We start from the raw sequence: 26,300 nt of genomic DNA, 5'->3' as shown, positions 1-26,300 counted from the left end.
GCGCGGTCGTCCCGACGAGTCGGTCTCGGGCGCGCGGGCGACCGTGTCGGCGATCGACTCGACCGTCACTCCTCGCGGACGTACTCGACGAACGCGAACCCGTCACGCTCGTCGCGCTCGACCTCGGTCCAATCGTCGCGGTCCCAGTCGGGGAACTCGGTGTCGCCGTCGGGAGCGTCGTGGATCTCGGTGACGATCAGCCGATCGAGAACGGGCAGGAACTGTTCGTAAACGGTCGCCCCACCCGCGACGAAGGCGGTGTCGCCGCCGTCGTGGCGCTCCTCGGCCGCGCGCTCGGCCGTCTCGAGGGCATCTTCGAGGTCGCGGGCGAGGACGACGTCCTCGGGCGTCTCGAGCGCCCGGCTCGTGAGGACGACCGTCGTCCGCCCCGGCAGCGGCTCGCCCAGTGCCTCGAGGATCCCCTCGTAGGTCACCCGTCCCATGATCACGGGGTGGTCCATCGTCGCCTCCTTGAAGTGTTGCAGATCCGCCGGGATGTGCCAGGGCATCTCGCCGTCCCGCCCGATGACGCCGTTGTCGGCGACGGCGACGATCCCGGCGAGTTCGAGCTCGGTCTCGAGCGCAGGGTCGGTCCCCGTCATTCGGCCACCGCGAACCGGAGTCCCTCGTGGGAGTCGTACTCCCGAAGCTCGAGGTCCGCCACCGAGAAGTCGTCGATCGAGGCGTCGCCGATCTCGAGGGTCGGCCGTTCGAGGGGCTCCCGGGAACACTGCTCGAGCAAACCGGGGACGTGATCGAGGCGCTCATCGCCGTCGGCCTCGGCCGGCGCTTCGCTCTCGAGCCACTCCTTGACCGCGAGGTACTCCTCGCGCTTTTCGACGTCGGCGAGCCGGGACTGCAGGTCCGCGAGGTTGTCGGCGTACCACTTGCCCCGCTCGCCGCGCCCGCAGTAGACGTGGGCGTCGACGACGGTGTGGGCGAAGGTTCCGGGCTCGAACCCGGTCTGTTCGGCGACGATCTTCGTCAGGAGCGCGTAGGCCGCGATGTTGAACGGCACCCCGAGCGCGACGTCGCCCGAGCGCTGGGTCAGGTGGCAGTTCAGTCGGTCGCCCTGAACGTTGAAGACGAACGAATAATGGCAGGGCGGCAGCGTCGAGACGGCCGCGTTCGCGGGGTGCCAGGCGTTGACCACAAGCCGTCGGGAGTTCGGCGCATCCGAGAGCGTGTCGACGACGTACTGGAGCTGGTCGAAGGTCCGGCGGCCGTCGTCTTCCTCGGTGACCCAGCGGTGGTGCTCGTCGGGCCAGCTCTCGCTCCCGAGCTGTGCGTCCTCGTCGGGAACCGGATACCGACGCCAGAACCGTCCGTAGGCGGTGTCGAGGTGGCCGTCCTCGTCGGCCCAGGCGTCCCAGATCTTGGTCTCCTCGCGCAGCTCTCGGATGTGTTCCTGCCCCGAGAGATACCAGGCGACCTCGTGGAGCATCGAGTTCCAGCGGTAGCCGTCCATCTTTTTTGTCGTCAACAGCGGGAACCCCTCCCGGAGGTCGACCTCGTAGTGTTCGCTGAACGACGAGATCGTGTCGACCCCGGTCCGGTTGGGTTTGTGGGTGCCTCCCGAGAGCACCGCGTCGACGAGATCGAGGTACTGTCGCATTGGCGCGCCTTTCGCAGTGGCCGGATAATTTGCTTGTGTTTCGCGTGCCCGCAACCGGTTCGACTGACAGTGGACCGATCACATTAGGTGAGTGATATGATAGCTATCGGAAGCACTGCAACGCCCGTTGGCTCGGTTGAGAGCCCGTCGTTCGAGGACGGCACAACCCTCGTCGAGACGGTTTTCGTCGATTGACGAATTCTCCGACAAAAAATATGAGTTATACGTCTGGACTCGAGTTGGGCAAGTAGCGGCCACCATAACAATGTCTGGCAAATACGACCTCGTTATCGTCGGCGGCGGCATCAGCGGCGCGTCGCTGCTGTACACGACGGCGACGTTCACCGATATCGACTCTATCGCACTGATCGAGAAAGAGGACGAGATCGCGGCGATCAACTCCGATCACACGAACAACTCCCAGACGCTGCACTTCGGGGACATCGAGACCAACTACACCCTCGAGAAGGCTCGAGATGTCAAGGAGGGCGCCGAGCTCCTCGCCGGCTACCTCGAGAACCACGACCCCGACCGGGAGATGCACGACAAGCGCAGCAAGATGGTACTCGGCGTGGGCCAAGAGGAAGTCGCGGAGCTCGAGCGTCGCTACGAGGGCGACGGCTTCGGCGACCTGTTCCCGAAGCTGCGCTCGATCGGCCGCGAGGAGATTGCCGAACTCGAGCCGAAAGTCGTCGAGGGCCGAGACGACGACACGGAGCTGCGCGCGCTCCAGACGCCCGACGGCTACGTCGTCGACTACGGCGCGACGACCCAGTCGTTCGTCGAACTCGCACGCGAAGAGGCTGGCGTCGACGTTTACACCGGGACGAAGGTCAAAGACATCACGCCGACGCTCGACGGCTACACGATCGAGACGACCGAGGGCCGGTTCGACTGTGACGCGTCCGTCGTCGCCGCCGGCTCCCACAGCCTCCAGATCGCAAAGGAGCTCGGTTACGGCGAGAACAAGGTTCTGCTCCCGGTCGCGGGGAGTTTCTTCCTCGCGGACGATCTGCTCAACGGGAAGGTCTACACCCTCCAGATGAAGAAGCTCCCCTTCGCTGCGGTCCACGGCGACGCCGACGTCCACGATTCCTCGATCACGCGGTTCGGGCCGACCGCGAAGCTCGTCCCGACCCTCGAGCGAGGACGTATCTCTACGGTCACGGACTTTCTCGACGTCTTCGGGCTCAACGCCGCGGCGTTTCTCAGCTACGCGAACATCCTCTCGGATCGGATCCTCCTGCCGTACGTGCTGCGGAACCTGGTCTACGACGTACCGAACGTCGGTCCGAAGCAGTTCCTGCCCCACGTCCAGAAGGTCGTTCCCAGCGTCGAACTCGACGACATCGAGCGCGCGAAGGGGTACGGCGGGGTCCGTCCCCAGATCGTCGACACCGAGACGAAATCCCTCGACATGGGCGAGGCCAAGATCGTCGGCGACGACGTCATCTTCAACATCACCCCCTCGCCGGGCGCCTCGACCTGTCTGAAAAACGCGATGCGGGACACCCACACCCTGCTCGAGTTCCTCGACGGCGACTACGAGTTCGACGAGGACGCCTTCCGCGAAGCGACCATCGAGCACTTCCCGCGTCCGGGTGACGCCGAGACGGACGTCGACGCCGACGACGAGGACGCCGGCGCACCCCTCGAGCCCTCGCCGAGCGCGGACGACTGAGCGCGACCGCTCGCGGTGGCGGACTCGAGTAGGATACCCGTACTCGTGCATACTTTTCGCTCGCACAAAGGGCAACGCTTACAGGTTCGTGCGTTTCGCTATCGAGCATGGCAGAGCACGTGCTCCTGATCGGCGGCGGCGGGCGCGAACACGCGATCGCGCGGGCGCTCGAGGGCGGTTCCGACGGCGGCGAGGTCGACCTCTACGCCTGCGCGGGGAACCGAAACCCCGGCATCGCCCGGCTCGCGACCGAGTTCGAGACGCTCGAGACGACCAACCCGAAGGCGGTCCGCGAGTACGCCGAGGACGTCGGGGCGACGCTGGCGGTCGTCGGCCCCGAGGCGCCCCTCGAGGCCGGCGTCGTCGACGAGCTCGAGGACGCGGGGATCTACGCGTTCGGGCCGACGGCCGAGGACGCCCGCATCGAGACGGACAAGGCCTTTCAGCGGCGGTTCATGGCCGAACACGACGTGCCGGGCTGTCCCGACTTCGAGACCTTCGACGACATGGACGCTGCCTGTGACTACATCGACGAGTACGACGGCGACCTCGCGATCAAGCCCGCCGGGCTCACCGGGGGGAAAGGCGTGAAGGTCATCGGCGACCAGGTCACCGCCGAGGAAGGGAAAGAGTACATCCGCGACTCCGACTACGACCGGATCGTCCTCGAGGAGCGGCTGGTCGGCGAGGAGTTTACCGTCCAGGCGTTCGTCGCCGACGGCGAGGTCCGGACCGCACCCGCCGTTCAGGACCACAAGCGAGCCTACGAGGGCGACGAGGGGCCGAACACCGGGGGGATGGGAAGTTACTCCGACGCCACGTTCGAGCTCCCGTTCATGACCGAGGACGACTACGACGAGGCCGTCTCGATTATCGAGGCGACCGTCGACGCCCTCGAGGGCTACCGGGGGATCCTCTACGGCCAGTTCATGCTCACCAGCGAGGGGCCGAAGGTCATCGAGTTCAACGCCCGCTTCGGCGACCCCGAGGCGATGAACACCCTGCCCGTCCTCGAGACGCCGTTCCTCGACGTCCTCACGGCCGCCCGCGACGGCGACGAGCTGCCGGAGCTCGAGTTCGCCTCGCAGGCGACGGTCTGTAAGTACGCGGTTCCAGAGGGGTATCCGACCGATCCGGAGGCGGGCACGAAGGTCAAAGTTGACGAGGAGAGCGCGGGCGACGCCCTGCTGTACTACGCCAGTGTGGACGAGCGCGACGACGGCATCTACACGACCACGTCGAGAGCGTTCGCCCTCGTCGGCGTCGCCGACACGATCACCGCAGCCGAGGAGATCGCCGAGGACGCCCTCGCGGTCGCCGGCGAGGAGGGACTCCACGTCCGTCACGACATCGGGAAACCCGAGCTCGTCCAGCAGCGGATCGACCACGTCGAGGAGCTGCAAGACCGTTAGCGCCGATCGCTCGACGACTCGCGGGTCGCGAGCGACTCCCGAACTCGGTGCCGGAACGCCGGGTCGAGTTCCGTCCGGAGGGTCGCTCGAACGTCCCGCGAGGACCGCCCGATCTCGAGGACGTACTCGCCCGGATCGACCGTCCAGCCGTCTCCGTCCTCGCTGTAGCGAGCGAACGCGAGGTCCTCGAGCTCGACCGCGACGGAGACGCGCTGGCCGGCTGGGACCGCGACGCTCTCGAAGCCCGCGAGTTCGCGAACGGGGCGGTCGACGCCCTCGACGGACGGTGGGCGGACGTAGACCTGGACGACCTCCCGTCCGTCCCGGTCGGTCGTGTTCTCGACGGTGACCCGAACGGTTCCGTCCTCGAGGTCCGGGTCGGCGTCGACGTACTCGTAGTCGGCGTAGCTACGGCCGTGGCCGAAGGGGTAGGTCGGCTCGCGGTCGGCGGCGTCGAAGTGACGGTAGCCGACGAAGACGCCCTCCTCGTAGCGAGCCGTTCCGTCGACGCCCGGGTAGCGGCGCTCGTCGGCCGTCGGGTAGGCGTCCTCGGGCGCGAAGGTCACGGGCAGTCGCCCGCCCGGGTCGGCGTCGCCGTACAACACCGCGGCGACGGCCTCGCCGTGGGCCTGACCGGGGTACCAGTTCTCGAGGACGGCCGCGACATCCTCGCGCCAGGGACATTCGATCGGGCCGCTCGAGTTGACGACGACGACCGTGCGGTCGTTTTCCGCGGCGACGGTCTCGATCAGTTCCGCCTGGCGGCCGGGGAGGCGCAGGTCCTCGCGGTCGAGCGCCTCGGTCGCGGTGTCGCGAACGCAGACGACCGCGGCGTCGGCCTCCCGCGCGGTCGCCGCGGCGTCCTCGAGGTCCGGTTCGCGAGTAGCGTCCTCGCGCTCCGCGCCGTCGTCGCCGACGAACGCCTCGAGCATCGAGACGCCCTCGACGCGCGGAATCCCGTACGCGACCGTCACGTTGCCGTCGGCGCGCTCGGCGATCCCCGTACGCGGACTCGCCTCGACGACGGGTGTCGTCTCCGAGGACCCGCCGCCGCCGAGGACGGACTCGTCGACGTTCGGGCCGATAACGGCGACGTCCGCCTCGTCGGAAAGCGGCAAGACGCCGTCGTTCTCGAGCAGGACGGTCCCCCGCGTCGCGACGCGGGTCGCAAGCTCGCGGTGGGCGGGCGTGTCGACCGCGCCGTCTTCGGACCCTGTCCGACCGTTCGAGGCGCGTCGCGTCTTGCCGTCAGCGAGCAGACCGACCCGGTCCATCGTCCGGAGGACGCGTGCGACCATGTCGTCGAGCCGTTCCTCCGGGACGGCGCCCGACTCGACGGCCTCGGTCAGCGCGTCGGCGAACCGCTCGCAGCTCTCGTGGTCGGGCATCCCGTCGGCGATGGCGTCCGGGAGCTCGTTCGCGTCATCACTGTCGCCGTCCCCGTCCGCGGCGTCGGGCCCGTCGGTGTCGTCGCCCGCCATCGCGGCCTGCATCTCCGCCATCGAGATGCCCGGCATCTCGACGTCGAGTCCGCCGTTCGCCGCGTCGGCCGCGTCCTCGGTGCCGAACCAGTCCGAGACGACGTACCCCTCGAACCCCCACTCGCCTTTCAGCACGTCCCGGAGGAGTCGCTCGTGGTCGCTCATTCGAGTCCCGTTCACGTCGTTGTAGGCGGTCATCACCGAGCCCGCGCCGGCCTCGACGGCCGATCGAAACGACGGGAGGTAGAGCTCGCGAAGCGCCCGCTCGTCGGCGTCGACGTTGACGGCGGCACGGGCGGTTTCCTGGTTGTTCGCGACGTAGTGTTTCGGCGTCGCGGCGACGTCCTGTGACTGGATCCCCGCAACGACGGCTCCCGCGAACGACGCGGAGAGGACGGGGTCCTCGGCGAAGTACTCGAAGTTCCGTCCGTTCTGTGGCACCCGGAGGAGGTTGGTGCCGGGAGCGAGCAGGACGTCCTGGCCTTTTCCCCTGGTTTCGCGCCCGAGCGCCGCGCCGTGATCGCGTGCGAGCTCCGTCTCGAAGGTCGCGGCGAGCGCGATCGGCGCGGGAAACGCCGTCGTAGACTCGTCGGGGATCCGCACGCCGAGCGGGCCGTCGGCCATCCGCAGCGGCGGGATTCCGAGCCGTTCGACGCCCGCCACGTAGCCGGTTGCACGTCCTGTGGGATCGTTCGCGCCGTGGGTGAGCCGAACCTTCTCCTCGAGCGTGAGCGCCTCGGCGAGCCGTCGGATCCGCGGTTCCCGTGACATCTCCCGACGGTTCGAAGCGACTACAGGATAGTGTTGTGGTCGGATCGCGCCCACGGTTCGGGCCGCTAGTTCGGCCCCGAACCGCCGCCGTCGGCACCGCCGGAGGCCTCCGACGTCCCGAGTTCGTCCTCGACGACGTCCTCGAGGGACTCGGCGTTCGCGGAGCCGCTTAGCAGCCGGCGAACGGCCACGTAGCCGGCCAGAAAGACCGCCCCGGAGGCGATCGCTCCCGGTATTCCGTAGCGTTTGTACCCGAACAGTAGCGCCTTCTTGCCGACGGTAAACGCACCGATCATCGTACCACGACTGGGACGGGTAGCGGCAAGTAGCTGCGGCTTTCGTGGGAAACCTATACCGACCGCGACCGGGCGGCGACGCTCTCGACGGCCTCGATCAACAGCTCGACCCCGAGGTCGATCTCGCGTTCGGTTACGTCCAGCGGCGGCAGGAGCCGCAGCGACTTGTACCCACAGCCGATCGTGAGCAGCCCTCGCTCGAGGGCGACCTCGACGACGTCCTCGCGGCGCTCCGTGGTGTCGAACTCGACGGCCAGCATCAGTCCTTTCCCGCGAACGTCGACCGCGCCCGGCAGGTCGGCCGTCTCGAGCCGCCGTCGGAGCTGATCGCCGCGCTCGCGGACGTTCGCGAGCAGATCGTCCTCGTGGATGACGTCGATCGTCAGAGCACCCTGCATCGCGGCGATCGCGTCGCCGGCGCCCCACGTCGAGGAGATTCGGCTCGTCTCCTCGGGGAAGATCTCCGAGCGCGAGATCGTCGCGCCGACCCGCAGCCCTTTCCCGGCCGCGATGACGTCGGGCGTCAGCTCGAGGTCGTCGACGGCCCACAGCTCCCCGGTTCGGCCGAGTCCGGACTGGATCTCGTCGGCGACGATCCTCAGGTCGTAGCGCTCGCGCAAGTCCTCGAGGTCGCGGGCGAACTCTGGATGTGAGACGCGGTAGCCACCCTCACCCTGGATCGGTTCGAGAATGAGGTAGGCGACCTCGTCGGGATCGATCACGCCCCGATCGGGGTGGAGCCTGTCGGCGACGACGTTCCCGCCGGGACCGTCGGTCAGCCAGCGGTTCTCGTAGGTCTCCACACTCGAAGGGTAGGGGACGCTGATTACGCCGGGAATCTCGGGGTAACCCGTTCGGTGGACTGCCTTGGACCGGTTCAGCGAGAGCGCACCGAGGGTACGACCGTGAAACGCGCCCTCGAAGGTGAACGCGCGGTGGCCCCCCGAAGCGTAGCAGATCTTGATCGCGTTCTCGACGGCCTCAGCGCCGGAGTTCGAGAGAAAGACCCGATCCATCCCGTAGTGATCGGTCATCGCCACCAGTCGATCCATGAGCTGGGTTGGGCCGGGGAACTCGGGGTCCTCGGGCGGCCAGCCGCCACTGACGTAGAAGTCCTGACCGGCGATCTTCAGCGGATCGACGAGGTCGAACTCGGCGAGCTTCTCGCGCAACGTCGGGTTGTTGTACCCGAGGGGTGCGGCGGCGACGTGACTCGTGAAATCCAGCAAGACGTTACCGTCGACGTCCGTACAGAACGGTCCGACGGCGTCGGCCTGCGTGTCCCAGACGAACTCGTAGACGTACGTGCTCGGTGCGGCGTACCGGTGATGGTAGTCGGCCCAGCGTTTCGCCCGCTCGCCGGGCATCGTGTCTACCGTCGGCTCGACCGTGTCGCGGTCCATGTGGACCGTTGGAACCCCACCGAGTTAAAGAAACACTACCGCCCGCTACAGGACGACCAGCGTGGCCGCGAGCCCGCCCCCGATCAGCAGGACGGCGCTGCCGCTGCCGACGGTAAAGCCGACCGCGATCGCCAGGTTCCGGGCAGCCATCGCCGCGTTCGCGAGCAAGATTCCGGCGACGGCAACGACCATCAGCCAGATGACCTGGGGTTCGAGCGGGATCGTCAGGTTGCCGATTTCGAGGGCGTACTCGGCGGGCAACAGCGGGTAGACGACGAACGCGAGGATGGCGAATCCGTCGTCGAGCGCATCTCCTCGCGGCTGAGTCCGCCGGCGAACTGATGGATCTCCCGCTTCAGGACCAACAGGAGCAATGAGAGGACGGCAACGGTAACCCCTCGATGATGAAACCGGACGCGACGACAGCCTCGACCGCCTCGTCGGCGGTATCGCGGTGAGAAGAGCGCGACCGACAGGAACGGACGACGGCGTCCCGTATCCGTCCGGAAACCCAGCGGTACCGTCCTACAGATCGACGTACTGGGCTTCCCACTCCCGGCGCGCTTCGAGCTCTCGGCGACCGCGGCGAGTAAGCGTATAGAAGTTCGTTCGTCGGTCGCGGCTCCCCTTCTCGACGAGCCCCTTGTCGACGAGCGTATCGAGGTTGGGGTACAGCCGCCCGTGGTGGATCTCTTTCTCGTAGTACTCCTCGAGTTCCTCCTTGATCGCCAGCCCGTGTGGCTCTTCCTCACCAGCGATGACGTAGAGCAGATCCCGCTGGAATCCTGTCAGGTCGTACATTGGGAAAGTACCACCTGTACTTACTGTCGAATTTTAATAAGGCTATCGGGTCGTTTCGAGTGAAACAGGGATATTACCATCGAAGATAGCTGTTTCGGCCAGTTTCAAATGGTAACAGGAGCGAGAGATTCGACAGAGCCGGATCGTAACTCCGCTTTCATGTCGCTGATCGGCCAGTTCGAACGACGAACGGACTGGGCGGAGCTGCGGCTCAGAACTCGATCGAAACAGGAAAGCGAGTCGCGCGACGGAAAAATGTCGCGCGACCGCTTGCCGCCCTGAATTGGTCCCCGCTGACGCTTCGGCCCTCCAAGCGAAGCGTCACTCGAAAGATTCCGTTCCCACTACTTAACTCTGTCGCAAACGGAACGAGCGGTGATAGGTTTCGTTCGACCCCTCAGATGTGTTCCTCCTCGAGGACCCACCCCAGCGCGCGCTTGTAGTAAGTAAACATCTCACGAACGCCGTCGTGGCGCATCTCCTCGCTCTCGAGGTGTTCCTCGAGGAACTCGTACTGCTCGCGGATCTCCTCCTCGTCTCGCATACCGGCTCCTACCGGAGCGAGCGCAAAAAAGGTCGCCGTGGCGAACGCTACCTCGCTCTCGGCGTCGCCGGGATCGCAGTTCGCCTGAGAGCGGTTCCGTTTCGGGCGGAAGTGGTAGCTTTCCGGCCGAAACCGGCACTTGTGCGGTTGCCGACCGAACGTGTGGCTGTGTCGCGATCAGTCGTCGCCCAGCCCGTCGTCGTCCTCGTCGTCATCGTCGTCGTCCATCAGGTCGTCGTCCTCTTCGTCATCGTCGTCGTCCATCAGGTCGTCGTCCTCTTCGTCATCGTCGTCCATCGGGTCGTCATCGGCGAAATCTAGCGTGACTTCCTCGTCGTCGCCGTCGATCTCGACGTCGTCTTCAGCCTCCTGGCCCTCGTACTCGGCAGTGACCGTGTAGTCGCCGTCCTCGAGGTCCTCGAACTCGACCTCGCCGTCCTCGTCGGTCTCGTCCTCCCAGTCGTCGTCTTCGAGGTCGTCGTCCTCGTCATCGTCCATCGCGTCGTCGTCGTCCTCGAGGTCGTCATCCTCGTCATCGTCGTCCAGTTCGTCATCGTCGTCGTCCATCGCGTCGTCGTCTTCGAGGTCGTCGTCCTCGTCATCGTCCATCGCGTCGTCATCGTCGTCGTCCATCTCATCGTCTTCCTCGAGGGTGACGGTTGCTCCTTCGACGGGATCGCCGTCGTCCTCGACGGTCACCGTCAGCGTGTACGTCTCGTCCTCGTCGTCCGTTTCCTCGTCGTCGTCGTCGTCCATCATCTCGTCGTCATCGTCGTCCATCGCGTCGTCGTCTTCGTCGTCCACCGCGTCGTCGTCCTCCTCGGCTCCGTCGTCGGCACAGCCAGCCAGGACGAGCGCACTCGCAGTACCTGCCGCAGCGACGAACTTCCGTCGGTTGAGTCGGTCTTGGGACATGTCCCGGGGTAGTACGTACCGATTGGTGGCGATGTGGCCTGCAGGTGCCGTATGTTAATGTCCTATTGGGAATCGAACATCTTCTCGTGACAGTCATCGGTTCGAGAGTATTTCAAGGTAAAAATATAATATTTAGAAACTTCATCCTGAGGACGAACGAATACGGCTCGGTAGCCGAGCAGTCCGACACCCGGCCCGTCGTCCGTCGACCGATAATATAATTGAACACCTGCCGCGATGGGTACTTATGAAACGGCGGATCGGCGTCGGGTTCGCGCTCGCCGCCGTTCTGCTGGCGGTTCTGGTACACGTCGTCGGGGGTGGGGAGCTGCTCGCCGAGCTGTCGTCGGCCGACCCGTCCGTCCTCGCGCTCGGCGTCCTCTCGGGGTTGCTCGCGTTGACGTTTCGCGGAGCGGTGTGGGTGCAGCTCCTCTTGTTGATCGACGAGGAGCTCTCTCGGCTCCGGATCGCGGGACTCTTCCTGACCGCGATGTTTCTCAAGTACGTCACGCCGTACGGCCAGATCGCGACCGAGCCGCTGGTCGCCTACCTCGTCTCGAAAGACGAGACGATGGCCTACGAGGACGGGCTCGCCAGCGTCCTCTCGGCGGACCTGTCGAACTACGTCCCCTACTACACGTTCGGGTTCGTCGCACTCGGCGTGTTGGTCGTCGGCGACGCGCTCGGCGACGGGTTGGTCGACCAGCTGGTCGCCTTCGGCGGCCTCTTTCTGGTGCTCGTCGGGGCCGTCGTCCTCGTCATCTACCGACCGTCGGCGGTCTACACCGCCGTCCTCGGGCTGGCGGCTCTCGTTCGCCGCCTCGTCGGCAGGTTCAGCTCCCGGTTCGAGGAGTCGCTCACCCCCGATCGGGTCCGGAGTCGGCTGGACGGGTTCTACAGGACCGTCGATACGATCTCCGCCGACAAACGGACGCTCCTGATCGCCGTCGTCTGTTCGCATCTCGGGATGGCCTTTCTCATGCTTCCGGTCTACGTCGGCGCGGTCGCGCTTGGCTACCGGCTCCCGCTCGCCGTCGTCGCGGTGGCCGTCGCCTTCGGCAAGCTCGGATCGGTCGTCCCCGCGCCTGGGGGGACCGGTGGCGTCGAGGCGATGGTCACCGCGACGCTCACGGCGATTGGCGGCCTCGAGCCGGCGGCCGCGCTGACGGTCGCGCTGATCTACCGGCTCTGTACGTACTGGCTCACGGTGACGGTCGGCGGGATTGCCGCGAGCGTCCTGCTGGCCGGGGAGCCGTAGTCAGGTCCGATGGGACTTTTTGTCGGTCCGGTCGTAGCCACGGCCATGAAGGTCCGGGGCGAACGCGAGTGCAAGGAGTGTGGAACGCGGTGGTCGTACTACGAGACGGGCAGCGTCGGCTGTCCGGCCTGTGGGAGCCTCCGCAGCGTCGGGCTCGACGAGCGCACCGAACACACCGACCTCTCGGTCGAGTTCGATCTCACGCCCGTCAGAAACGCAATCGAGGACGTCCCGCCGGCGGAGCTCGCGGAACGCGCGCGCGACCGCGCGAAGGAGTACACCCGGCGGCGGGGGTTCATCAACGCCGGCGACCTCCGCGAGCTCGACGACCGCTATCTTGCGGCGACGGAGCTGCTTCACGTCGCCGACGTCGTCGGCCGAACGATCGACCTCGAGGATCGGGAAGAGCTGTACTTCCTGGCCTTGCTTCGGGGCGCCGATCGGGGCGAGCGACCACCCGTCGAGGAGGTGCCACCGTCCCTGCAGGGTCCACGTGGGCTCGCGTACGCGAACGCGGTCAGGGAGTACCGACGCGACGTCCGAAGCTGGACCGAGGACCGGCAGCTGACCGACGCCGAGCGTGGTGTCCTCGAGACGCTCGGAGACCACGTCAAACGGATCAGGATGCTCGACGGCGAAGTCGAACCGCGCACGGCCGAGCGGCTGGTGGAAGCGACCCGCGACTTCGCGAACGGGCTCCGGGGCGACGAGCTGGCGTTCGCCCGGGCACAGGATCGCCTCGAGGATCTCGAGCCGGGCGGCGTGGTGTAAGTCAGGGGAGGTCGACGGCGACGTCTTCCTGCTGGCTCGCGGCTTTGACCGTGTTGTACAGCAACATCGCGCGGGTCATCGGGCCGACCCCGCCGGGGACGGGCGTGATCGCGCTCGCCTGTTCTTTCGCGCTCTCGAACTCGACGTCGCCGACGAGCTCGTACCCCTTTTCGGTGTCCGCGTCAACGCGGTTCACGCCGACGTCGATCACGACCGCACCCTCACCGATCATCGAGCCGTCGACCAGTTCGGGCGCGCCCGCGGCCGCGACGACGATATCGGCGCTGCGGGTCTTCTCCGCGAGATCTTCGGTCCGAGAGTGACAGACGGTGACCGTCGCGTTCCCGTCGTCGGCCTTCTGGATCAGCAGGTTCGCCAGCGGCTTACCGACGATATCCGAACGGCCGACGATCGTCACGTCCGCACCCTCCGTCTCGACGCCGGCGTCCTCGAGCAGCTTCTGGACGCCGTGGGGGGTACACGGACGGAACCGAGCGTCGCCGGCGACCAGCCGCCCGACGTTCTCCGGATGGAAGCCGTCGACGTCTTTCGCGGGATGGACTCGACGGATTACCTCGCGGTAGTCGACGTGATCCGGAACCGGAGCCTGGACGATGTAGCCGTGGACGTCGTCGTCCGCGTTGAGATCGGCGATTGCGTCGTACAGCTCCGCGGCGGGAGCGTCGCCGTCGACGTCGACGTGGTGGCTCTCGATGCCGACCTCCTCGCAGTCACGCTGTTTCATCTCGACGTACGTCTGACTCGCCGGATCGTCGCCCATCAGCACGGTCGCCAGCCCGGGCCGCGCGCCGGCGTCGGCGAGGCGCTCGATCGCGTCGGTCAAGTCCTCGCGGATCCCGCTTGCGACGGCCTCTCCGTCGATGATCTCGGTCATACTCGAGAGACCGGCCGCGAGGCTAATCAACGCTCGGATCCGTGCCCATTTCCACTCGCAGACGGAACTCGATAGCCACGATCGTGAACAGTTCGAGGATCGACGACTCCCGCTTCGAACCGCTTTCCCGCCGCCGTTCGAACGCGTGTTCGGAGACGTCACGGATGGCCCGGGTCACGTCCGTGAACGCGACGTTCGTCTCAAGAGTGTCTCACAGCGCCGACTTCTCGTCGGCGTCGATCGTCGGAATCACAGCCCGGTGGACGTGACGGATCGTCGTCTCGGTCCTCGACGTCCACTGGTCTGTAGCCGCCTGCCTCGGTCGTCGAACTCGACCCCTCTTCGATCCGTGAGGACGTGGGAACACGCTGTGCCGGACACGAAACCAGGTCAGGCGCACCGAAAGCCGGTGTCGGCTCGAGCCGAGAGGCGACGCCTCGTGCCGTCGCTCCGGCCAACCTGACGATCCCGCACCCTCACCGTCCGACGGTCGTGTGACCATCGCTCGACGCTCGTTCGAGACGTTCGGTTCGCACGCGGCGGTTTCGACGGGAGCAACCGTCTCCGCAGCGAAACGTGGCGACGTCGGCGACTGACGGGTCGACGGGCGCGGAAAAACGGATCGCTATCGAGCGTTACTCGTAGAGCGGGTTCGCTTCACACAGCGTGGCGACCTCGTCGCGAACCTCGGCGATGACGTCCTCGTCGTCGGGCGCGTCGATAACGCGTGCGATCAGGTCGGCGACGGTCCGACAGTCGTCCTCGTCGAAGCCCCGCGTCGTCAGCCCGGGCGTCCCGGCGCGGATCCCGGAGGGGTCGAACGGCGAGCGGGTCTCGCCGGGGACCGTGTTCCCGTTGAGGACGATTCCCGCCTCCTCGAGGGCGTCCTCGGCGTCGCCCCCGCTGGTGTCGGGGTGGCTCTCTCGAAGATCGACGAGTACGAGGTGGTTATCCGTTCCGCCCGAGACCAGCGAGAAGCCGTGTTCGGAAAGCTGATCGCCGAGCGCCTGCGCGTTCGCGACCGTCTGTTCGGCGTACTCCTCGAACGCCGGCTGGAGGGCCTCCTTGAAGCCGACCGCCTTGCCGGCGACGTTGTGCATCAGCGGGCCGCCCTGTCCGCCGGGGAAGACTGCCGAGTCGATGTCGTCGGCGTACTCCTCGTCGCACATCACGATGCCGCCCCGTCCGGAGCGGATCGTCTTGTGAGTCGAGCCCGTGACGAAGTCGGCGACGCCGACGGGCGAGGCGTGGACGTCCGCGGCGACCAGTCCCGTGATGTGGGCGATGTCCGCCAGGTGGTAGGCGCCGACGTCGTCGGCGGCTTCCTGGATTCGTTCCCACTCGACCTCGCGGGGGTACGCCGAGTAACCCGAGACGATAATATCCGGCTCGAACTCGGCGGCGTGCTCGGCGAGCCCCTCGTAGTCGAGATAGCCCGTCCCGGCGTCGACCTCGTACTGTTCGACCTCGTAAAGCTGGCCGACGAAGTTCGCTGGATGGCCGTGGCTCAGGTGGCCGCCGTGGTTGAGATCCAGCGAGAGGATCTTGTCGCCGGGCTCGAGCATCGCGAAGTAGACGGACTGGTTGGCCTGGGTTCCCGAATGGGGCTGAACGTTGACGTGTTCGGCACCGAACAGCTCCGTGGCGCGTTCAATCGCGAGCTCTTCGACCTCGTCGGCGTACTCACAGCCGCCGTAGTACCGGGCACCCGGGTAGCCCTCGGCGTACTTGTTCGTCAGGACGCTACCCTGGGCGTCGACGACGGCGCGACTGACGTGGTTCTCGCTGGCGATCATCTGGAGCGAGTCGCGCTGGCGCTCGATCTCTCCCTCGAGTGCGTCGGCGACGGCGGGGTCGACGTCCCGAACGTGCTCGTGATCCATGTCTGGTGTGCGGTTCGGTGTGCGTATAAGTGTACCCGTCTACGGCAAGTCGAGCCAGTACTCGTTTCGAGGACGACCGTCTCGATAGTTATTCATTTCACTGATAAATTCATTTCCACCAAGTAGCAACGTCCGATACACCTAACTAATCGGACGAGCATCGGCATACCGAATGATAGAGTGGGCGACGGCCGGGGAAACGCTCCACGTCATGGACACGGATAACGCCGAACTCACCGTCGTGGGCGACGATCTCTCGGTCGTCGACACCGGACGCGAGCTCCCGCGTCCGGTCGACGAGACGATCACTGTCACAACCGACGAGCTACGGTTCCCCAACGCGGTCGTCTACGCGTTCGCGCTCGGGTCGAACGCCCGGTACGAGCTCGATCCCGGGGGGCAACCGCTCTCCTTGCCCGCCGACGAGTACGTGATCGACGTCGACACCGAGATCAAAAGCTATCTCCGGTTCTCCGGCCGCGCGACGGTTCGCAAGACCGACGACTTCGAGTCGATCGTCGTCTCGTTCCCGAAGCCGGTTCGGGTCGTCCTCGGACTGCGGAGCCGTCACGAACGTCCCGCGGGGACGATTACCGTCCCCGACTCGCCGACCGATGTGGCGACGGCGATCTCCCATCTAACCTCGTCGTACAAGACCACCAGCCCCGACCGCACCTACCCGACGCTCCGTGGCCACCCGCCGCTGATCGAGTTCGGCGACGAACTCGAGATACCCGACACGATCCGTTCCGAACGCCCGAAAAGCGGAATCGAGATCGTCGTCCCTCCCGACTACAAGGCGCTGTACGCCACCGCCTCGCTTGCGTACTACCTTCAGGCGACGGTGCGAACGACGGACTGTGCCGACGGCGCCGGAACGCGTCCTCGGCTCCGCGTGCCCGACCGGAGCATCGAGACGGAGCTCTCACCGATGCCCGGTCTCGAGCGTGACGTGGAGCGGCTCCTCCGAAAGACGTTCTTTCTGGACTGTCTCGTCCGCAACGTCGGGCCGTACGGAACGCAGCTCGCCGAATCGAGTCTGCTCGACGTACTGGAGCTCGACGCCGAACGGCTCTATGAGGCGACGCCGGCCGAGCGGCTCGCCACGTACCTCGAGATACCCTACGAGGCGGTCGAACACCGATTGCCGGAGTGGCATCTCGCGACGTACATCTCTCCCGAGTACGAGACCGTCGAGACGCTCCCGTTTTTGCTCGATCGGATGAGCCTCCTCTATACTCCTCGCACCTCCGAGCTCGAGGGAGAGGAACTGATCGAGCGCTCGCTGACCGACTTCTACCGCGGCGGAAACGGCTCGCCGGGTGGAGCTCACTCCGGGCAGGTTGCGTCGGTCGACATCGTGAAACCAGACCTGCGGGACGCACGAGTTCACGGCTGGCTCGCCGATGGCGTCCCGATCGACGTGTTCAAATCGACGGCTGCGGCCTACCACAACCGGCTGGAGTACCTCGAGCGTTCGAGCGAATCGACCTCGATCTGTGTCGTTCTGAACGACCCCGAGATGGCCGGCGAACACGACGACGTCGCCGAGATCTACCGGCGACGCTCGAAAGAGGTCAGGATGGACGTTTCCGTCGAGGAAGGGCTGACACGAGCCGAGCTCGCTACCGTCTTCGAGAGCGATTACGACTTCGTTCACTACATCGGTCACTGCGAGACCGACGGCCTTCGCTGTACGGACGGAACGCTCTCGGCCTCGAGTCTCGATCAGTGTTCCGCACAGACGTTCTTCCTCAACGCCTGTGGCTCCTACTACGAGGGGATGGAACTAATCGAGAAAGGCAGCGTCGCGGGCGCGGTGACGTTCCGGAAGGTGCTAAACGACCACGCTATCAAGGTCGGTTCGACGTTCGCCAAGCTGCTCGTCCACGGGTTCAGCATCGAGCGAGCGCTCCGACTCGCTCGCCGTCGGATCATGATGGGGAAAGATTACGCCGTCGTCGGCGACGGCACCCACTCGCTTACCCAAAGCGAGAGTCGTCTCCCAACGACGATCTCCCTCGAGGAACTCGAGGACGACCGATATCTGGCGACCTTCGACTGCTACTCGACACACGCAACGGGATCGTACTACGTTCCCCACACAACCGACAGCGAGTACGCGTACCTCTGTGGAAACGAGTCCAGTTTCACGCTAGACCGGTCCGAGCTAGTGTCGATGCTACAGGATACGGAGTCGCCGGTGATCTACGACGGCGATATCTACTGGTCCGGAGAACTGTGGTCGCAGTTCGTTTGAGCGGTTAGGGTCCGCTGTACGTACTAACCCCGCTCGCTTGGAGCGAGCGATCGCGTCTGTCGTTTCGAAGTTGCTGTTTCACACACACCTGCACCGAGTCGATCAGGTCACCAATTGCACCCATGCAACCCTACAATGCCAGAACCCGAACATAAGTTTTGTCGTAATTTCAAACATAAGTAGAGACAAAACGGTATATACTAATAATCTGATAAGACAGATCATAGAAACAAATACGGCTTCCTGGCACGACCTGCGCTCGCGACGGTGACCCGGGTTCGTATCGCGGCGTACGGATAGAACACGGCGGTTCTGGCGGGGAAACGGCCACCAAAATTAAGTAACTGTACCTCGTTTACTTCTGTATTGGCATGACCTCGAATTTACTCAATCACCAGATTGACGATATCCTCGAATCGATCCTCGGAGACGCGAGCGGTGACGTCTACATGGTAAACCCGTCACGAGACGCCATCGAGGAGTTCGTCTCCGTCGCGACGAATTTCGACGGCGAACTCCCCTCGGTTCACATGCTCGCCGACGAACGGACGCTCAAAGACGTCATGGACGATTTCATCGTCGCGTCGAACGCCGCCGACCTCGTTAGCCAGGGCTCGCTCTCGCTGCGCTCACTCGAGGAGGCCCCCGAGAACTCGCTGCTCGTAACGGAAGACAGCGTCGTCGCCATCGTCCACGCGAACGACCGCGTCGGCGGACTGGTCACCGACGACAAGAGCTTCGTCGAGGACACCCACGACGCGTACGCGACCCGCTGGGAGGACGCTTCCGAGTTCAACCTCCGGACGCCACCGATCTCGGACGTTCAAGACACGCTCTCCGAGGAGATTAGCCCCGGCGCCCAGGAGGACTTCAGCGCGATCCTCGACTCGCTGGAGACCGCCCGCGGCGACGGCGACGGTCTCGACGAGGTGACGATCTCGCTGCTCGTCGCCGCCAAAAACGAGGCGCTGCTGTACGACATCAGCAAATGGGGCGAGGACGTCGGCATCGCCAGCAAGGCGACGTTCAGCCGCACGAAGACCAAACTCGAGGACATGGGCCTGATCGACACCGAGAAGGTTCCCATCGACGTCGGCCGCCCGCGCCTGCGCCTGAAGATCGGCGACGAGCGGCTCACCGAGGCCGACAACGGCCAGCTCGCGACGGTCGCCCAGTCGATTCTCAACTAACGAAATTTTATTCTGTCGTTCGAGAGAGCTTCGCTCTCTCGTGACTGAGCGGAGCGAAGCTCCGCGAGGTCCGCGAGACCTGTGGTCTCGCATGATGACGAAAGACGCCTTTGGCGTCTTTCGAACCACGGTCTATCGCGGTCGCGGCGGTTCGCGACCGCGATGTCCCTCGATAAAATTTCGATCAAAAGCACTCCTCCCTCCGTTCGTTCGTTCCGATAGTCCTCACTCACATCGGTCGTCGGCCCGCTCGCTCACCCGTCGGGTTCGCTCGCGGTGAGTACCGTGAGTCTGCCTGCCCTTCCCCGTTGAGCGAACGCTGCGCGTTCGCGAGGTCGTCGGGGTGCTCAAAAATCGAAGATTTTTGGCATCATGAAACGGCAAATCCGTTTCGAACGACTTCGCGCCGACTACTCGAGGGATCGACGATCCCTCGCTGCTCGAAAGAGCTTGCTCTTTCGTTGAGTCGCGCGCTCGCCGAAGGTCGGCGAGCGCGCTCCCGGCTGTAATCCGTTGCTCGAGCGAGAGTCGGGCGAGCGCGTGACGCAAACTCCAAGTCGAAGCTCCGAGAGTCCTCGAGTATGTACGAGGCCGTCCGCGTCCACCCCGAGGGACAGAGCACGGTCGCCAGGCTCGCGAAACGGGCGGCCGACTACGGGTACGAGGGGATGGTCGTGCGCAACCACTCCGGAACTCGAGCCGACTACGACGCCGACACGATCGCCAACGAGTACGGGATCGACGTCGTCGACGGCGTCGAGATCCGGGCCGCAGACCCCCAACAGGCCAGCGGCTCGGTCGGTAACTACCGCACCTCACGGACCCTCATCGCCCTCGAAGGCGGGACGAACGCCCTGAACCGGTTTGCGGTCGAACAAGCGAAGGTCGACGTACTGGCGGGGCCGATGGCCGGCGACGGCGACGTCAACCACGTACTGGCGAAAGCCGCCGTCGAGAACGGCGTCCGAATCGAGTTCGACCTCTCGGGCGCGCTCCGGGAGAGCGGCGGGCGGCGGGTTCGAACCCTCCAGTCGCTGCGGAAGCTCTCCGAGATCGTCGACTACTACGACGCGCCCTACGTCGTCAGCGCCGACCCGTACTCGCACCTCGAGCTTCGCTCACCCCGCGAACTGCAGGCGGTAGGCGAGGAGATCGGCCTCTCGAGTGACTTTATCGAGGACGGACTCGCCGAGTGGGGCCGACTCGCCGAGCGCAATCGTCGCATCGACTCCGAGTCGTTCATTGAACCGGAGGTTGAATGGGGACAGTACGAGGCCGACGATAGCTGACAGTTCTGAGATTACTCGAATAGCGGCACGCGATCCATCGGGAGCCACGGCGGACGGCCCGCTCGCAAATCGAGTGCGAGTCTGGCGACTACGTAGGTGGCTCCGAGGAAAACGAAACTCGCGGCAATCCCCTCTAATCCTGCCTGATAGACCGTATAGGTCACGAATGCCCAGAGTCCGATGACTGTCAGTTTCGCGGCAACCACACCGATGATACTACCACGCCGAATCGATGGTGATTTGTCAAATTCCGTTGCGATGACTCGCCGAGTCGGCATCCATGGCCGTCGTCCCTTCCGCCAGTCGGCTACCGCCTCGACGAGGAGATAGAGCCCGCCACCGATGCCGAAACTGAGGGCCAATCATTCGAGTCCAGCCTGGTAAACCGCAAGCGTCACCCAAACGCCGTACACAACGAGTCCAATTTTGAGGGCGGCTGTTCCGGCGATAATCCACTGTCGGTACCGCTCGAGTGAGTTATTGTCCGTGCTCATATACGTTTTCCAACCCGTTCTTTCTGATAGCACTATTCGACTGTAGAAGTTTCATATAAATCCTTATCGTAGATGGCATTTTTGTTATATCAAATCGTTAATCACAAATACCTGCTCCGACGCAGATCGTCCCGGGAGCGGCAGTGCAGGTGAGCGTCGTAGCGTTTTGAACGACGTAGAGGCAAAACGCCGCCGCAGCACCGCCCGCCCACGGATTGAATGCGCCAGCCGATACTGCGGCCTTCGCACAGGATGTTTGGGTGATACGAGAAGAGCCTACACAGGCGGTCGCAATGATCGTAGTACACATCTCACAACCGACGGAACCGTGAATCGATTGTGTCGAAACGGAATCCTCACGCGCTGGTGTGTCTGCCGTGGTTTCAAGGAGCCCTAATCCAGACGTTTCGTTTTCGCCGAATACCTTCATTTCGACCGACGCTTCTGTCCCGTCGGATGATTGAGTGCTAATTTCGTCTTCGGCTTCTTCTCTCGTGATCCCCATCGCCTGAATCGGGACACGATCGTCTCCGTGGTCAACGACCAAGGCCATGAGGACGCCACCATTATCAACAGTGTATTCTTCATCGTCCGAAGCAAGCGGCAAGTGAAGGATAGCGGGATTACGATTATTCACCGACGGATCGGACGTTACCAACTCAATAGCGATGCTCAATTCAGTTACCGTCTCATCATCTAACACAGCGTGTGCATCCTTATGTGCCTCCGAGTGGGATTTGGCTGCTGAGTCTAGTATCTCCAAATCCGTCTTCGGGCCGTTTCCATTGTTCTTCGCGCCAGGATTGCCTGAGGCGGACCCCATCGCAATTGGAACGCTGCCTGCTGTGACACCTTTCAGGATTGTTCGCCGTGATGGTGTTTCGTCTACCACAACCTGTAACTATTGCGTCTTTGCTTATATCTAATAGTCATCACCCATACACTCGCACTTAAATTCGATAGAAGTGTATAAGATACGTAATTGATGGGAACAAGGGGAACCCCATCCGGCACCCCATTCGCATCGTTCATTGAGCCGGGGATCGAACGGAGCAGGTATGAAGAAGAGTCCTGAGGAACACGCCGCCCGCTTCGACGAGAAAGCGACCGAGTACGACGAGTCGAAATCCGACGAGTACCGCGCCTGTGCGAACCTGGTGATCGAACACGCCGCGCCCGACGCCGAGGACGTCGTCCTCGATCTGGGGACCGGGACGGGCGCCATCGCACTCGCGCTGGCACCGGATGCCGACCGCGTGGTCGGCCGGGACATCAGCGAGGGAATGATGGACGAGGCGAGAACGAAAGCCCAGGAGGACGGCCTCGAGAACGTCGAGTTCGACCGGGGAACCTTCCGCGAGCCCGAGTACGACGGGCCCGTCGACGCCGAGACGTCGGAGACGTCTCGAGCCCACACTCGGTCCCCTCGTGTGGACGTGGTAACTTCGAACTTCGCGATGCACCACCTCTCGGACGAGGAAAAGCGCGAGGCGATCGACGTGATCGCGGCCCTCGAGCCCGATCGGTTCGTCCTCGGGGACGTGATGTTCTTCGGCGAGCCCGACCCCGAGGAGCCGTTTTACTCGCCGGAGGTCGACGACCCCGCGACCGTCGGCACGCTCGCCGACGCCTTCACGAGCGCAGGCTTCTCGCTGACAGCCGTCGAACGGGTCCACGACCAGGTCGGCGTCCTGGTCGCCGAACGCGGCCCCGCGACCGACGGCGAGCTCGAGACGGACGGATGAAACACCTCCCGAAACACCTCCAGCCCCGGTGGCGCTACCTCGTCCTCGAGCTCGAGGGCTGGCCCGACGCCGAGATCGACCGGCGAGCGTTCCAGCGGGAGTGTTGGTACGCGGGCCAGAACCTGCTGGGCGATCCGGGAAGCGCCGCGGCCGATCTGACGGTCGTCAGGTTCGAGTTCGACGATGGAACCGGATCCGCAATCGTGCGAGTTCGCCGAGGCGAGACCGAATCCGCCAGAGCGGCGATCGCCTGTATCGACGAGATCGACGGTGCTACGGTCGGGATTCGGGTCTGCGGTATCAGTGGCACGATCCGTGCCGGTGAAGAAAACTATTTAGGACGCCGCCGGCAAGATTCGAAGGAGAGAAACGTCGTGTTCGGGAACGAAGAGCGAGTCGCCGTCGTGCGCGACGGGTCTGCAGACGTGCGACTCGATGACGCGTTCGTGGGCACGACAGACCTCGATTGCGATTTCGCGTGATACTATGCAGGGACAACAACAACAGCAGGCGTACGACCGCGGCATCACGATCTTCTCGCCAGACGGCCGACTCTACCAGGTCGAGTACGCTCGCGAGGCGGTCAAGCGAGGTACAGCAAGCATCGGCGTGCGGACCAACGACGGCGTCGTGCTGGCCGTCGACAAGCGAGTTCCTTCCCCGCTACTGGAGGACTCGAGCGTCGAGAAAATCCACAAGGCCGACGACCACGTCGGCATCGCGAGCGCCGGCCACGTCGCCGACGCGCGCCAGCTGATCGACTTCGCGCGCCGTCAGGCCCAGGTCAACCAGCTACGGTACGGCGAGCCGATCGGGGTCGAGACGCTCACGAAGGAGGTCACCGATCACATCCAGCAGTACACTCAGGTCGGCGGTGCTCGTCCGTTCGGCGTCGCGTTGATCGTCGGCGGCATCGACAACGGCGAGCCGCGGCTGTTCGAGACCGATCCCTCCGGAACGCCCTACGAGTGGAAGGCACTCGCGGTCGGCTCCGACCGCGGTGAGCTCCAGGAGTACTTAGAGGAGAACTACGACGATGAGGCCGACCTCGACGGCGGTATCGCGCTCGCGCTCGACGCGCTCGCGTCGGTCAACGACGGCTCCTTGCTGCCCAGCGAGGTCGGGCTCGCGACGATCGACGTCGACAGCGAGTCCTTCGAGCAGTTCGACTATGACCGCATCGAGGACCACCTCGAGGAGAACGACCTGCTCGACGACGGCGAGGAGGAAGCCGACGAGTAACGCGTTCGCGAGGAAACTCCGGCAGGAAAAGCTCTTTTACCCGGCCGGAGGTATGCTCGGGTATGATATCGCTCGACGAGGCGGTGACGGCGCGGCTCGAATCACACGGGGCGCGTTTCGAGGTGCTTGTCGATCCGGACGCTGCACTGGCGATCAAGCGCGGTGACTTCGAGGGCGACCTCGAGGACGTCATCGCCGCCGAGGACGTCTTCGAGAACGCCTCGCGCGGTGATCGTCCCGCCGAGGACGACCTCGAGACGGTCTTCGAGACGACCGATCCCCTCGAGATCATTCCCGAGGTCATCAAAGAAGGGGAGATCCAGATCACGGCCGACCAGCGCCGCGAGATGCAGGAGCGAAAGCGCAAGCAGCTGATCGACACGATCACGCGCAACGCGGTCAACCCGCAGATGGACAACGCTCCGCACCCGCCCGAGCGGATCGACAACGCCCTCGAGGAGGCGGGCTTTACCGTCGATCCGATGGAGCCGGTCCAACAGCAGGTCGACGAAGCCCTGGACGCCCTGCGGCCGGTGATTCCGATCCGGTTCGAGGAGGTGACGATGGCGGTACAGATCCCCGCGGAACACGCCGGCAGCGCCCAGGCAAAGATCCGCGAGTTCGGCGAGCTGGAACGCGAGGAGTGGCAGGCCGACGGCTCCTGGATCGGCGTGTTGACGTTCCCGGCCGGACTCCAAAACGAGTTCTACGATACCGTCAACGAGCACTCGAGCGGCGAGGCCGAAACCGAGCTCATCAAGGACAAAGACGAGCTCAGCACCCGGTAGCCGACGGCTCTGTTGTTTCTCTCGGTCCACGAACCGCTAGCGGCCGGATCGTGCACTGGATTCAAGACGATCGGCGGCGTACACAAAGCTATGCCCCGAGACCGTCTAACGGAGGTGTTCGATCGCTATCCGTAGCGTTCGAACGCAGGCGTCGCTCGAGCGACGGTCCCGGGCCGAAGGTATCGACGACGAGCGATCCGTCGCGAGCGACCACTACCGAACACGACAACCCGTATGAACGCGATCATCGCCAAGCGAGTCGACTCCGGCACCGCAGACACGACCGAGATCCGCGAGCTCGCCGAAGCCGCGGGCTACACCGTCCTCGGCGAGGTCACACAGTCGCGAACCGCCGACGCGGCGCTCCAGCTCGGCGAGGGGAAAGCCGAGGAGCTCGCCGCGGTCGCCGAACGAACCGACGTCGAGACGGTCATCTTCGACAACCGGCTCGGGCCGTATCAGACGTACAACCTCGGCCAGCTGCTGCCAGAGGGCGTCGAGGTCATCGACCGGTTCACGCTGATCCTCGAGATCTTCGGTCAGCGCGCCCAGACACGGAAGGCCCAGCTCCAGGTCGAGCTCGCCGAACTGCGCTACGAGCTCCCGCGAGCGGAAGCCAAGACGAGCCTCGCCAAACGGGACGAACATCCCGGATTCATGGGGCTTGGCGAGTACGACGAGAGCCGCGAGCAGGACATCAAGGCCCAGATCAGCCGGATCAAAGACGAGCTCGAACAGATCGAGCAGACCGAGGAGCACCGCCGCGAACGGCGGCGCGACTCGGGGTTCGACCTGGTCGCGCTCGCGGGGTACACCAACGCCGGGAAGTCGACGCTGCTCCGACAGCTCGCGACCGACCTCGAGATCGAGGAGAACGAACAGCTCCACCCCGATCTCGACACGACCGCCGAGTCCCAGGACAGGCTGTTCACGACGCTCGGGACGACGACCCGTCGAGCGGATATCGAGCCACGGGACGTTCTGGTGACCGACACGGTCGGATTCATCAGCGACCTTCCCCACTGGCTGGTCGAATCGTTCAAGTCGACGCTCGATTCGGTCTACCGGGCGGATCTGGTCTTGCTCGTCGTCGACGTCAGCGAGGACGTCGACGAGATCCACGAGAAGCTCGTCACCAGCCACGACACGCTCTACGAGCGCAACGAGGCGCCGATCGTCACCGTCCTGAACAAGGTCGACCAGGTCGACGAGGAGGAGCTCGAGCGCAAGAAAGAGGCGCTCTCGGCGCTGGCGCCGAACCCCGTCGTCGTCAGCGCCCGCGAGGGGACGAACGTCGACGAGCTGCTCGAACGGATCGACCGGGAGCTGCCCGACTGGGAGGAGGAGCGGCTCGTCCTGCCGATGACCGACGACACGATGAGCGTCGTCTCCTGGCTCCACGACAACGCCCACGTCGAGGACGTCAACTACGGCGACGACGACGTGCTGGTTTCCTTCGAGGCCCGGCCTGCGGTCATCTCACAGGCTCGCTCGCGCGCGAGCGAGCTGCAGACGGCCGCGGCGGAGTCGGCCTGAAATCGTGGACGTTCGCGCTGGTTCTCTGTA

The 26,300-nt window shown here is 64.7% G+C and carries 24 protein-coding genes and 1 pseudogene; 12 read left to right on the top strand and 13 right to left on the bottom strand.

Annotation, left to right across the window (positions count from 1 at the left end; all coding sequences use genetic code 11):
- Window positions 1-65: 65 nt before the first annotated feature.
- A complete protein-coding gene (locus NATOC_RS07405) occupies window positions 66-602 on the bottom strand; it encodes a dihydrofolate reductase (protein WP_015320806.1) in 537 nt (178 codons plus the stop codon).
- The gene (gene thyA / locus NATOC_RS07400) at window positions 599-1,615 is read right to left on the bottom strand and encodes a thymidylate synthase (protein WP_015320805.1); all 1,017 of its coding nucleotides are present in this window, start codon (window positions 1,613-1,615) and stop codon (window positions 599-601) included. The genes NATOC_RS07405 and thyA overlap by 4 nt, the downstream gene beginning before the upstream one ends.
- A 265-nt stretch (window positions 1,616-1,880) precedes the next feature.
- Between thyA and NATOC_RS07395 the strand changes: the two genes are divergently transcribed.
- The gene (locus NATOC_RS07395) at window positions 1,881-3,296 is read left to right on the top strand and encodes an FAD-dependent oxidoreductase (RefSeq protein WP_015320804.1); all 1,416 of its coding nucleotides are present in this window, start codon (window positions 1,881-1,883) and stop codon (window positions 3,294-3,296) included.
- Between the two features lie 107 nt (window positions 3,297-3,403).
- Window positions 3,404-4,708, top strand: coding sequence for a phosphoribosylamine--glycine ligase (gene purD / locus NATOC_RS07390; RefSeq protein ID WP_015320803.1), 1,305 nt, complete (start codon window positions 3,404-3,406; stop codon window positions 4,706-4,708).
- On the opposite strand, the gene NATOC_RS07385 is transcribed toward purD, so the two are convergent.
- The 7 genes and pseudogenes from NATOC_RS07385 to NATOC_RS07360 all read right to left on the bottom strand — a co-directional run bounded on the left by NATOC_RS07385 (window position 4,705) and on the right by NATOC_RS07360 (window position 10,919).
- On the bottom strand, window positions 4,705-6,960 hold the full coding sequence (locus NATOC_RS07385) for a beta-glucosidase (protein ID WP_015320802.1): 2,256 nt from the start codon (window positions 6,958-6,960) through the stop codon (window positions 4,705-4,707). The genes purD and NATOC_RS07385 overlap by 4 nt on opposite strands.
- 65 nt (window positions 6,961-7,025) lie before the next feature.
- Window positions 7,026-7,256, bottom strand: a complete 231-nt coding sequence (locus tag NATOC_RS07380; RefSeq protein ID WP_015320801.1) for a hypothetical protein — start codon at window positions 7,254-7,256, stop codon at window positions 7,026-7,028.
- A gap of 53 nt (window positions 7,257-7,309) precedes the next feature.
- Window positions 7,310-8,659: an aminotransferase class III-fold pyridoxal phosphate-dependent enzyme gene (locus NATOC_RS07375; protein ID WP_015320800.1), complete on the bottom strand. Its 1,350-nt coding sequence runs from the start codon at window positions 8,657-8,659 to the stop codon at window positions 7,310-7,312.
- A gap of 84 nt (window positions 8,660-8,743) precedes the next feature.
- A pseudogene (locus NATOC_RS21065) lies at window positions 8,744-9,092 on the bottom strand (MgtC/SapB family protein); the annotation flags it as partial.
- Window positions 9,093-9,184: 92 nt separating this feature from the next.
- Window positions 9,185-9,460: a PadR family transcriptional regulator gene (locus NATOC_RS07365; RefSeq protein WP_008425896.1), complete on the bottom strand. Its 276-nt coding sequence runs from the start codon at window positions 9,458-9,460 to the stop codon at window positions 9,185-9,187.
- Window positions 9,461-9,857: 397 nt separating this feature from the next.
- A complete protein-coding gene (locus tag NATOC_RS22275; RefSeq protein ID WP_005555567.1) occupies window positions 9,858-10,004 on the bottom strand; it encodes a hypothetical protein in 147 nt (48 codons plus the stop codon).
- 177 nt (window positions 10,005-10,181) lie between these two features.
- Window positions 10,182-10,919: a hypothetical protein gene (locus tag NATOC_RS07360; RefSeq protein WP_015320798.1), complete on the bottom strand. Its 738-nt coding sequence runs from the start codon at window positions 10,917-10,919 to the stop codon at window positions 10,182-10,184.
- A 247-nt stretch (window positions 10,920-11,166) separates the two neighbouring features.
- Here NATOC_RS07360 and NATOC_RS07355 point away from each other — a divergent pair, with 247 nt between their 5' ends.
- Both NATOC_RS07355 and NATOC_RS07350 read left to right on the top strand, forming a co-directional pair.
- Window positions 11,167-12,177 (top strand): lysylphosphatidylglycerol synthase transmembrane domain-containing protein, encoded by a 1,011-nt coding sequence (locus tag NATOC_RS07355; protein WP_015320797.1) that lies wholly within the window; start codon window positions 11,167-11,169, stop codon window positions 12,175-12,177.
- Window positions 12,178-12,222: 45 nt separating this feature from the next.
- Window positions 12,223-12,948, top strand: a complete 726-nt coding sequence (locus NATOC_RS07350; RefSeq protein WP_015320796.1) for a DUF7117 family protein — start codon at window positions 12,223-12,225, stop codon at window positions 12,946-12,948.
- 1 nt (window position 12,949) lies between these two features.
- Here NATOC_RS07350 and NATOC_RS07345 read toward each other — a convergent pair whose 3' ends face one another.
- Window positions 12,950-13,843: a bifunctional methylenetetrahydrofolate dehydrogenase/methenyltetrahydrofolate cyclohydrolase gene (locus tag NATOC_RS07345; RefSeq protein WP_015320795.1), complete on the bottom strand. Its 894-nt coding sequence runs from the start codon at window positions 13,841-13,843 to the stop codon at window positions 12,950-12,952.
- Window positions 13,844-14,478: 635 nt separating this feature from the next.
- Complete coding sequence (gene glyA / locus NATOC_RS07340; RefSeq protein WP_015320794.1) at window positions 14,479-15,726, bottom strand: serine hydroxymethyltransferase; 1,248 nt, start codon at window positions 15,724-15,726, stop codon at window positions 14,479-14,481.
- A gap of 172 nt (window positions 15,727-15,898) precedes the next feature.
- On the opposite strand from glyA, the gene NATOC_RS07335 reads away from it, so the two are divergent.
- From NATOC_RS07335 to NATOC_RS07325, 3 genes are all read left to right on the top strand, one after another.
- Window positions 15,899-17,986 carry a hypothetical protein gene (locus NATOC_RS07335; protein WP_015320793.1) on the top strand — a complete coding sequence of 696 codons (2,088 nt, stop codon included), beginning with the start codon at window positions 15,899-15,901 and terminating at the stop codon, window positions 17,984-17,986.
- Between the two features lie 371 nt (window positions 17,987-18,357).
- On the top strand, window positions 18,358-19,176 hold the full coding sequence (gene tbsP, locus NATOC_RS07330) for a transcriptional regulator TbsP (RefSeq protein WP_015320792.1): 819 nt from the start codon (window positions 18,358-18,360) through the stop codon (window positions 19,174-19,176).
- A 581-nt stretch (window positions 19,177-19,757) separates the two neighbouring features.
- Entirely contained in the window at window positions 19,758-20,465 is a 708-nt protein-coding gene (locus NATOC_RS07325; RefSeq protein ID WP_015320791.1) for an RNase P subunit p30 family protein, read from the top strand.
- Between the two features lie 362 nt (window positions 20,466-20,827).
- Here NATOC_RS07325 and NATOC_RS23045 read toward each other — a convergent pair whose 3' ends face one another.
- The gene (locus NATOC_RS23045) at window positions 20,828-20,959 is read right to left on the bottom strand and encodes a hypothetical protein (RefSeq protein ID WP_015320789.1); all 132 of its coding nucleotides are present in this window, start codon (window positions 20,957-20,959) and stop codon (window positions 20,828-20,830) included.
- Between the two features lie 97 nt (window positions 20,960-21,056).
- A complete protein-coding gene (locus tag NATOC_RS21060) occupies window positions 21,057-21,851 on the bottom strand; it encodes a halocin C8-like domain-containing protein (protein WP_157224598.1) in 795 nt (264 codons plus the stop codon).
- Window positions 21,852-22,017: 166 nt separating this feature from the next.
- On the opposite strand from NATOC_RS21060, the gene NATOC_RS07310 reads away from it, so the two are divergent.
- The 5 genes from NATOC_RS07310 to hflX all read left to right on the top strand — a co-directional run bounded on the left by NATOC_RS07310 (window position 22,018) and on the right by hflX (window position 26,270).
- Entirely contained in the window at window positions 22,018-22,704 is a 687-nt protein-coding gene (locus tag NATOC_RS07310; protein ID WP_015320787.1) for a class I SAM-dependent methyltransferase, read from the top strand.
- Window positions 22,701-23,186 carry an Rpp14/Pop5 family protein gene (locus NATOC_RS07305; RefSeq protein WP_015320786.1) on the top strand — a complete coding sequence of 162 codons (486 nt, stop codon included), beginning with the start codon at window positions 22,701-22,703 and terminating at the stop codon, window positions 23,184-23,186. Before NATOC_RS07310 ends, NATOC_RS07305 begins: the two co-directional genes overlap by 4 nt.
- A gap of 4 nt (window positions 23,187-23,190) precedes the next feature.
- Window positions 23,191-23,946 (top strand): archaeal proteasome endopeptidase complex subunit alpha, encoded by a 756-nt coding sequence (gene psmA, locus NATOC_RS07300; protein WP_015320785.1) that lies wholly within the window; start codon window positions 23,191-23,193, stop codon window positions 23,944-23,946.
- Between the two features lie 62 nt (window positions 23,947-24,008).
- Window positions 24,009-24,734 (top strand): ribosome assembly factor SBDS, encoded by a 726-nt coding sequence (locus tag NATOC_RS07295; RefSeq protein WP_015320784.1) that lies wholly within the window; start codon window positions 24,009-24,011, stop codon window positions 24,732-24,734.
- 234 nt (window positions 24,735-24,968) lie between these two features.
- The gene (gene hflX / locus NATOC_RS07290) at window positions 24,969-26,270 is read left to right on the top strand and encodes a GTPase HflX (protein WP_015320783.1); all 1,302 of its coding nucleotides are present in this window, start codon (window positions 24,969-24,971) and stop codon (window positions 26,268-26,270) included.
- The last annotated feature ends 30 nt before the right edge of the window (window positions 26,271-26,300 follow it).

It is taken from the genome of Natronococcus occultus SP4 (assembly GCF_000328685.1).
Lineage (GTDB): Archaea > Halobacteriota > Halobacteria > Halobacteriales > Natrialbaceae > Natronococcus > Natronococcus occultus.
Note: the sequence above shows the minus strand (reverse complement) of the source record. Positions and strands in the feature narration are given on the sequence as shown.

What these genes read in the sequence shown, in the direction of transcription:
- NATOC_RS07405 (WP_015320806.1), bottom strand. Translation starts at nt 602, where the DNA reads ATGACGGGGACCGACCCTGCGCTCGAGACCGAGCTCGAACTCGCCGGG.
- thyA (WP_015320805.1), bottom strand. Translation starts at nt 1,615, where the DNA reads ATGCGACAGTACCTCGATCTCGTCGACGCGGTGCTCTCGGGAGGCACC.
- NATOC_RS07395 (WP_015320804.1), top strand. Translation starts at nt 1,881, where the DNA reads ATGTCTGGCAAATACGACCTCGTTATCGTCGGCGGCGGCATCAGCGGC.
- purD (WP_015320803.1), top strand. Translation starts at nt 3,404, where the DNA reads ATGGCAGAGCACGTGCTCCTGATCGGCGGCGGCGGGCGCGAACACGCG.
- NATOC_RS07385 (WP_015320802.1), bottom strand. Translation starts at nt 6,960, where the DNA reads ATGTCACGGGAACCGCGGATCCGACGGCTCGCCGAGGCGCTCACGCTC.
- NATOC_RS07380 (WP_015320801.1), bottom strand. Translation starts at nt 7,256, where the DNA reads ATGATCGGTGCGTTTACCGTCGGCAAGAAGGCGCTACTGTTCGGGTAC.
- NATOC_RS07375 (WP_015320800.1), bottom strand. Translation starts at nt 8,659, where the DNA reads ATGGACCGCGACACGGTCGAGCCGACGGTAGACACGATGCCCGGCGAG.
- NATOC_RS07365 (WP_008425896.1), bottom strand. Translation starts at nt 9,460, where the DNA reads ATGTACGACCTGACAGGATTCCAGCGGGATCTGCTCTACGTCATCGCT.
- NATOC_RS22275 (WP_005555567.1), bottom strand. Translation starts at nt 10,004, where the DNA reads ATGCGAGACGAGGAGGAGATCCGCGAGCAGTACGAGTTCCTCGAGGAA.
- NATOC_RS07360 (WP_015320798.1), bottom strand. Translation starts at nt 10,919, where the DNA reads ATGTCCCAAGACCGACTCAACCGACGGAAGTTCGTCGCTGCGGCAGGT.
- NATOC_RS07355 (WP_015320797.1), top strand. Translation starts at nt 11,167, where the DNA reads ATGAAACGGCGGATCGGCGTCGGGTTCGCGCTCGCCGCCGTTCTGCTG.
- NATOC_RS07350 (WP_015320796.1), top strand. Translation starts at nt 12,223, where the DNA reads ATGAAGGTCCGGGGCGAACGCGAGTGCAAGGAGTGTGGAACGCGGTGG.
- NATOC_RS07345 (WP_015320795.1), bottom strand. Translation starts at nt 13,843, where the DNA reads ATGACCGAGATCATCGACGGAGAGGCCGTCGCAAGCGGGATCCGCGAG.
- glyA (WP_015320794.1), bottom strand. Translation starts at nt 15,726, where the DNA reads ATGGATCACGAGCACGTTCGGGACGTCGACCCCGCCGTCGCCGACGCA.
- NATOC_RS07335 (WP_015320793.1), top strand. Translation starts at nt 15,899, where the DNA reads ATGATAGAGTGGGCGACGGCCGGGGAAACGCTCCACGTCATGGACACG.
- tbsP (WP_015320792.1), top strand. Translation starts at nt 18,358, where the DNA reads ATGACCTCGAATTTACTCAATCACCAGATTGACGATATCCTCGAATCG.
- NATOC_RS07325 (WP_015320791.1), top strand. Translation starts at nt 19,758, where the DNA reads ATGTACGAGGCCGTCCGCGTCCACCCCGAGGGACAGAGCACGGTCGCC.
- NATOC_RS23045 (WP_015320789.1), bottom strand. Translation starts at nt 20,959, where the DNA reads ATGAGCACGGACAATAACTCACTCGAGCGGTACCGACAGTGGATTATC.
- NATOC_RS07310 (WP_015320787.1), top strand. Translation starts at nt 22,018, where the DNA reads ATGAAGAAGAGTCCTGAGGAACACGCCGCCCGCTTCGACGAGAAAGCG.
- NATOC_RS07305 (WP_015320786.1), top strand. Translation starts at nt 22,701, where the DNA reads ATGAAACACCTCCCGAAACACCTCCAGCCCCGGTGGCGCTACCTCGTC.
- psmA (WP_015320785.1), top strand. Translation starts at nt 23,191, where the DNA reads ATGCAGGGACAACAACAACAGCAGGCGTACGACCGCGGCATCACGATC.
- NATOC_RS07295 (WP_015320784.1), top strand. Translation starts at nt 24,009, where the DNA reads ATGATATCGCTCGACGAGGCGGTGACGGCGCGGCTCGAATCACACGGG.
- hflX (WP_015320783.1), top strand. Translation starts at nt 24,969, where the DNA reads ATGAACGCGATCATCGCCAAGCGAGTCGACTCCGGCACCGCAGACACG.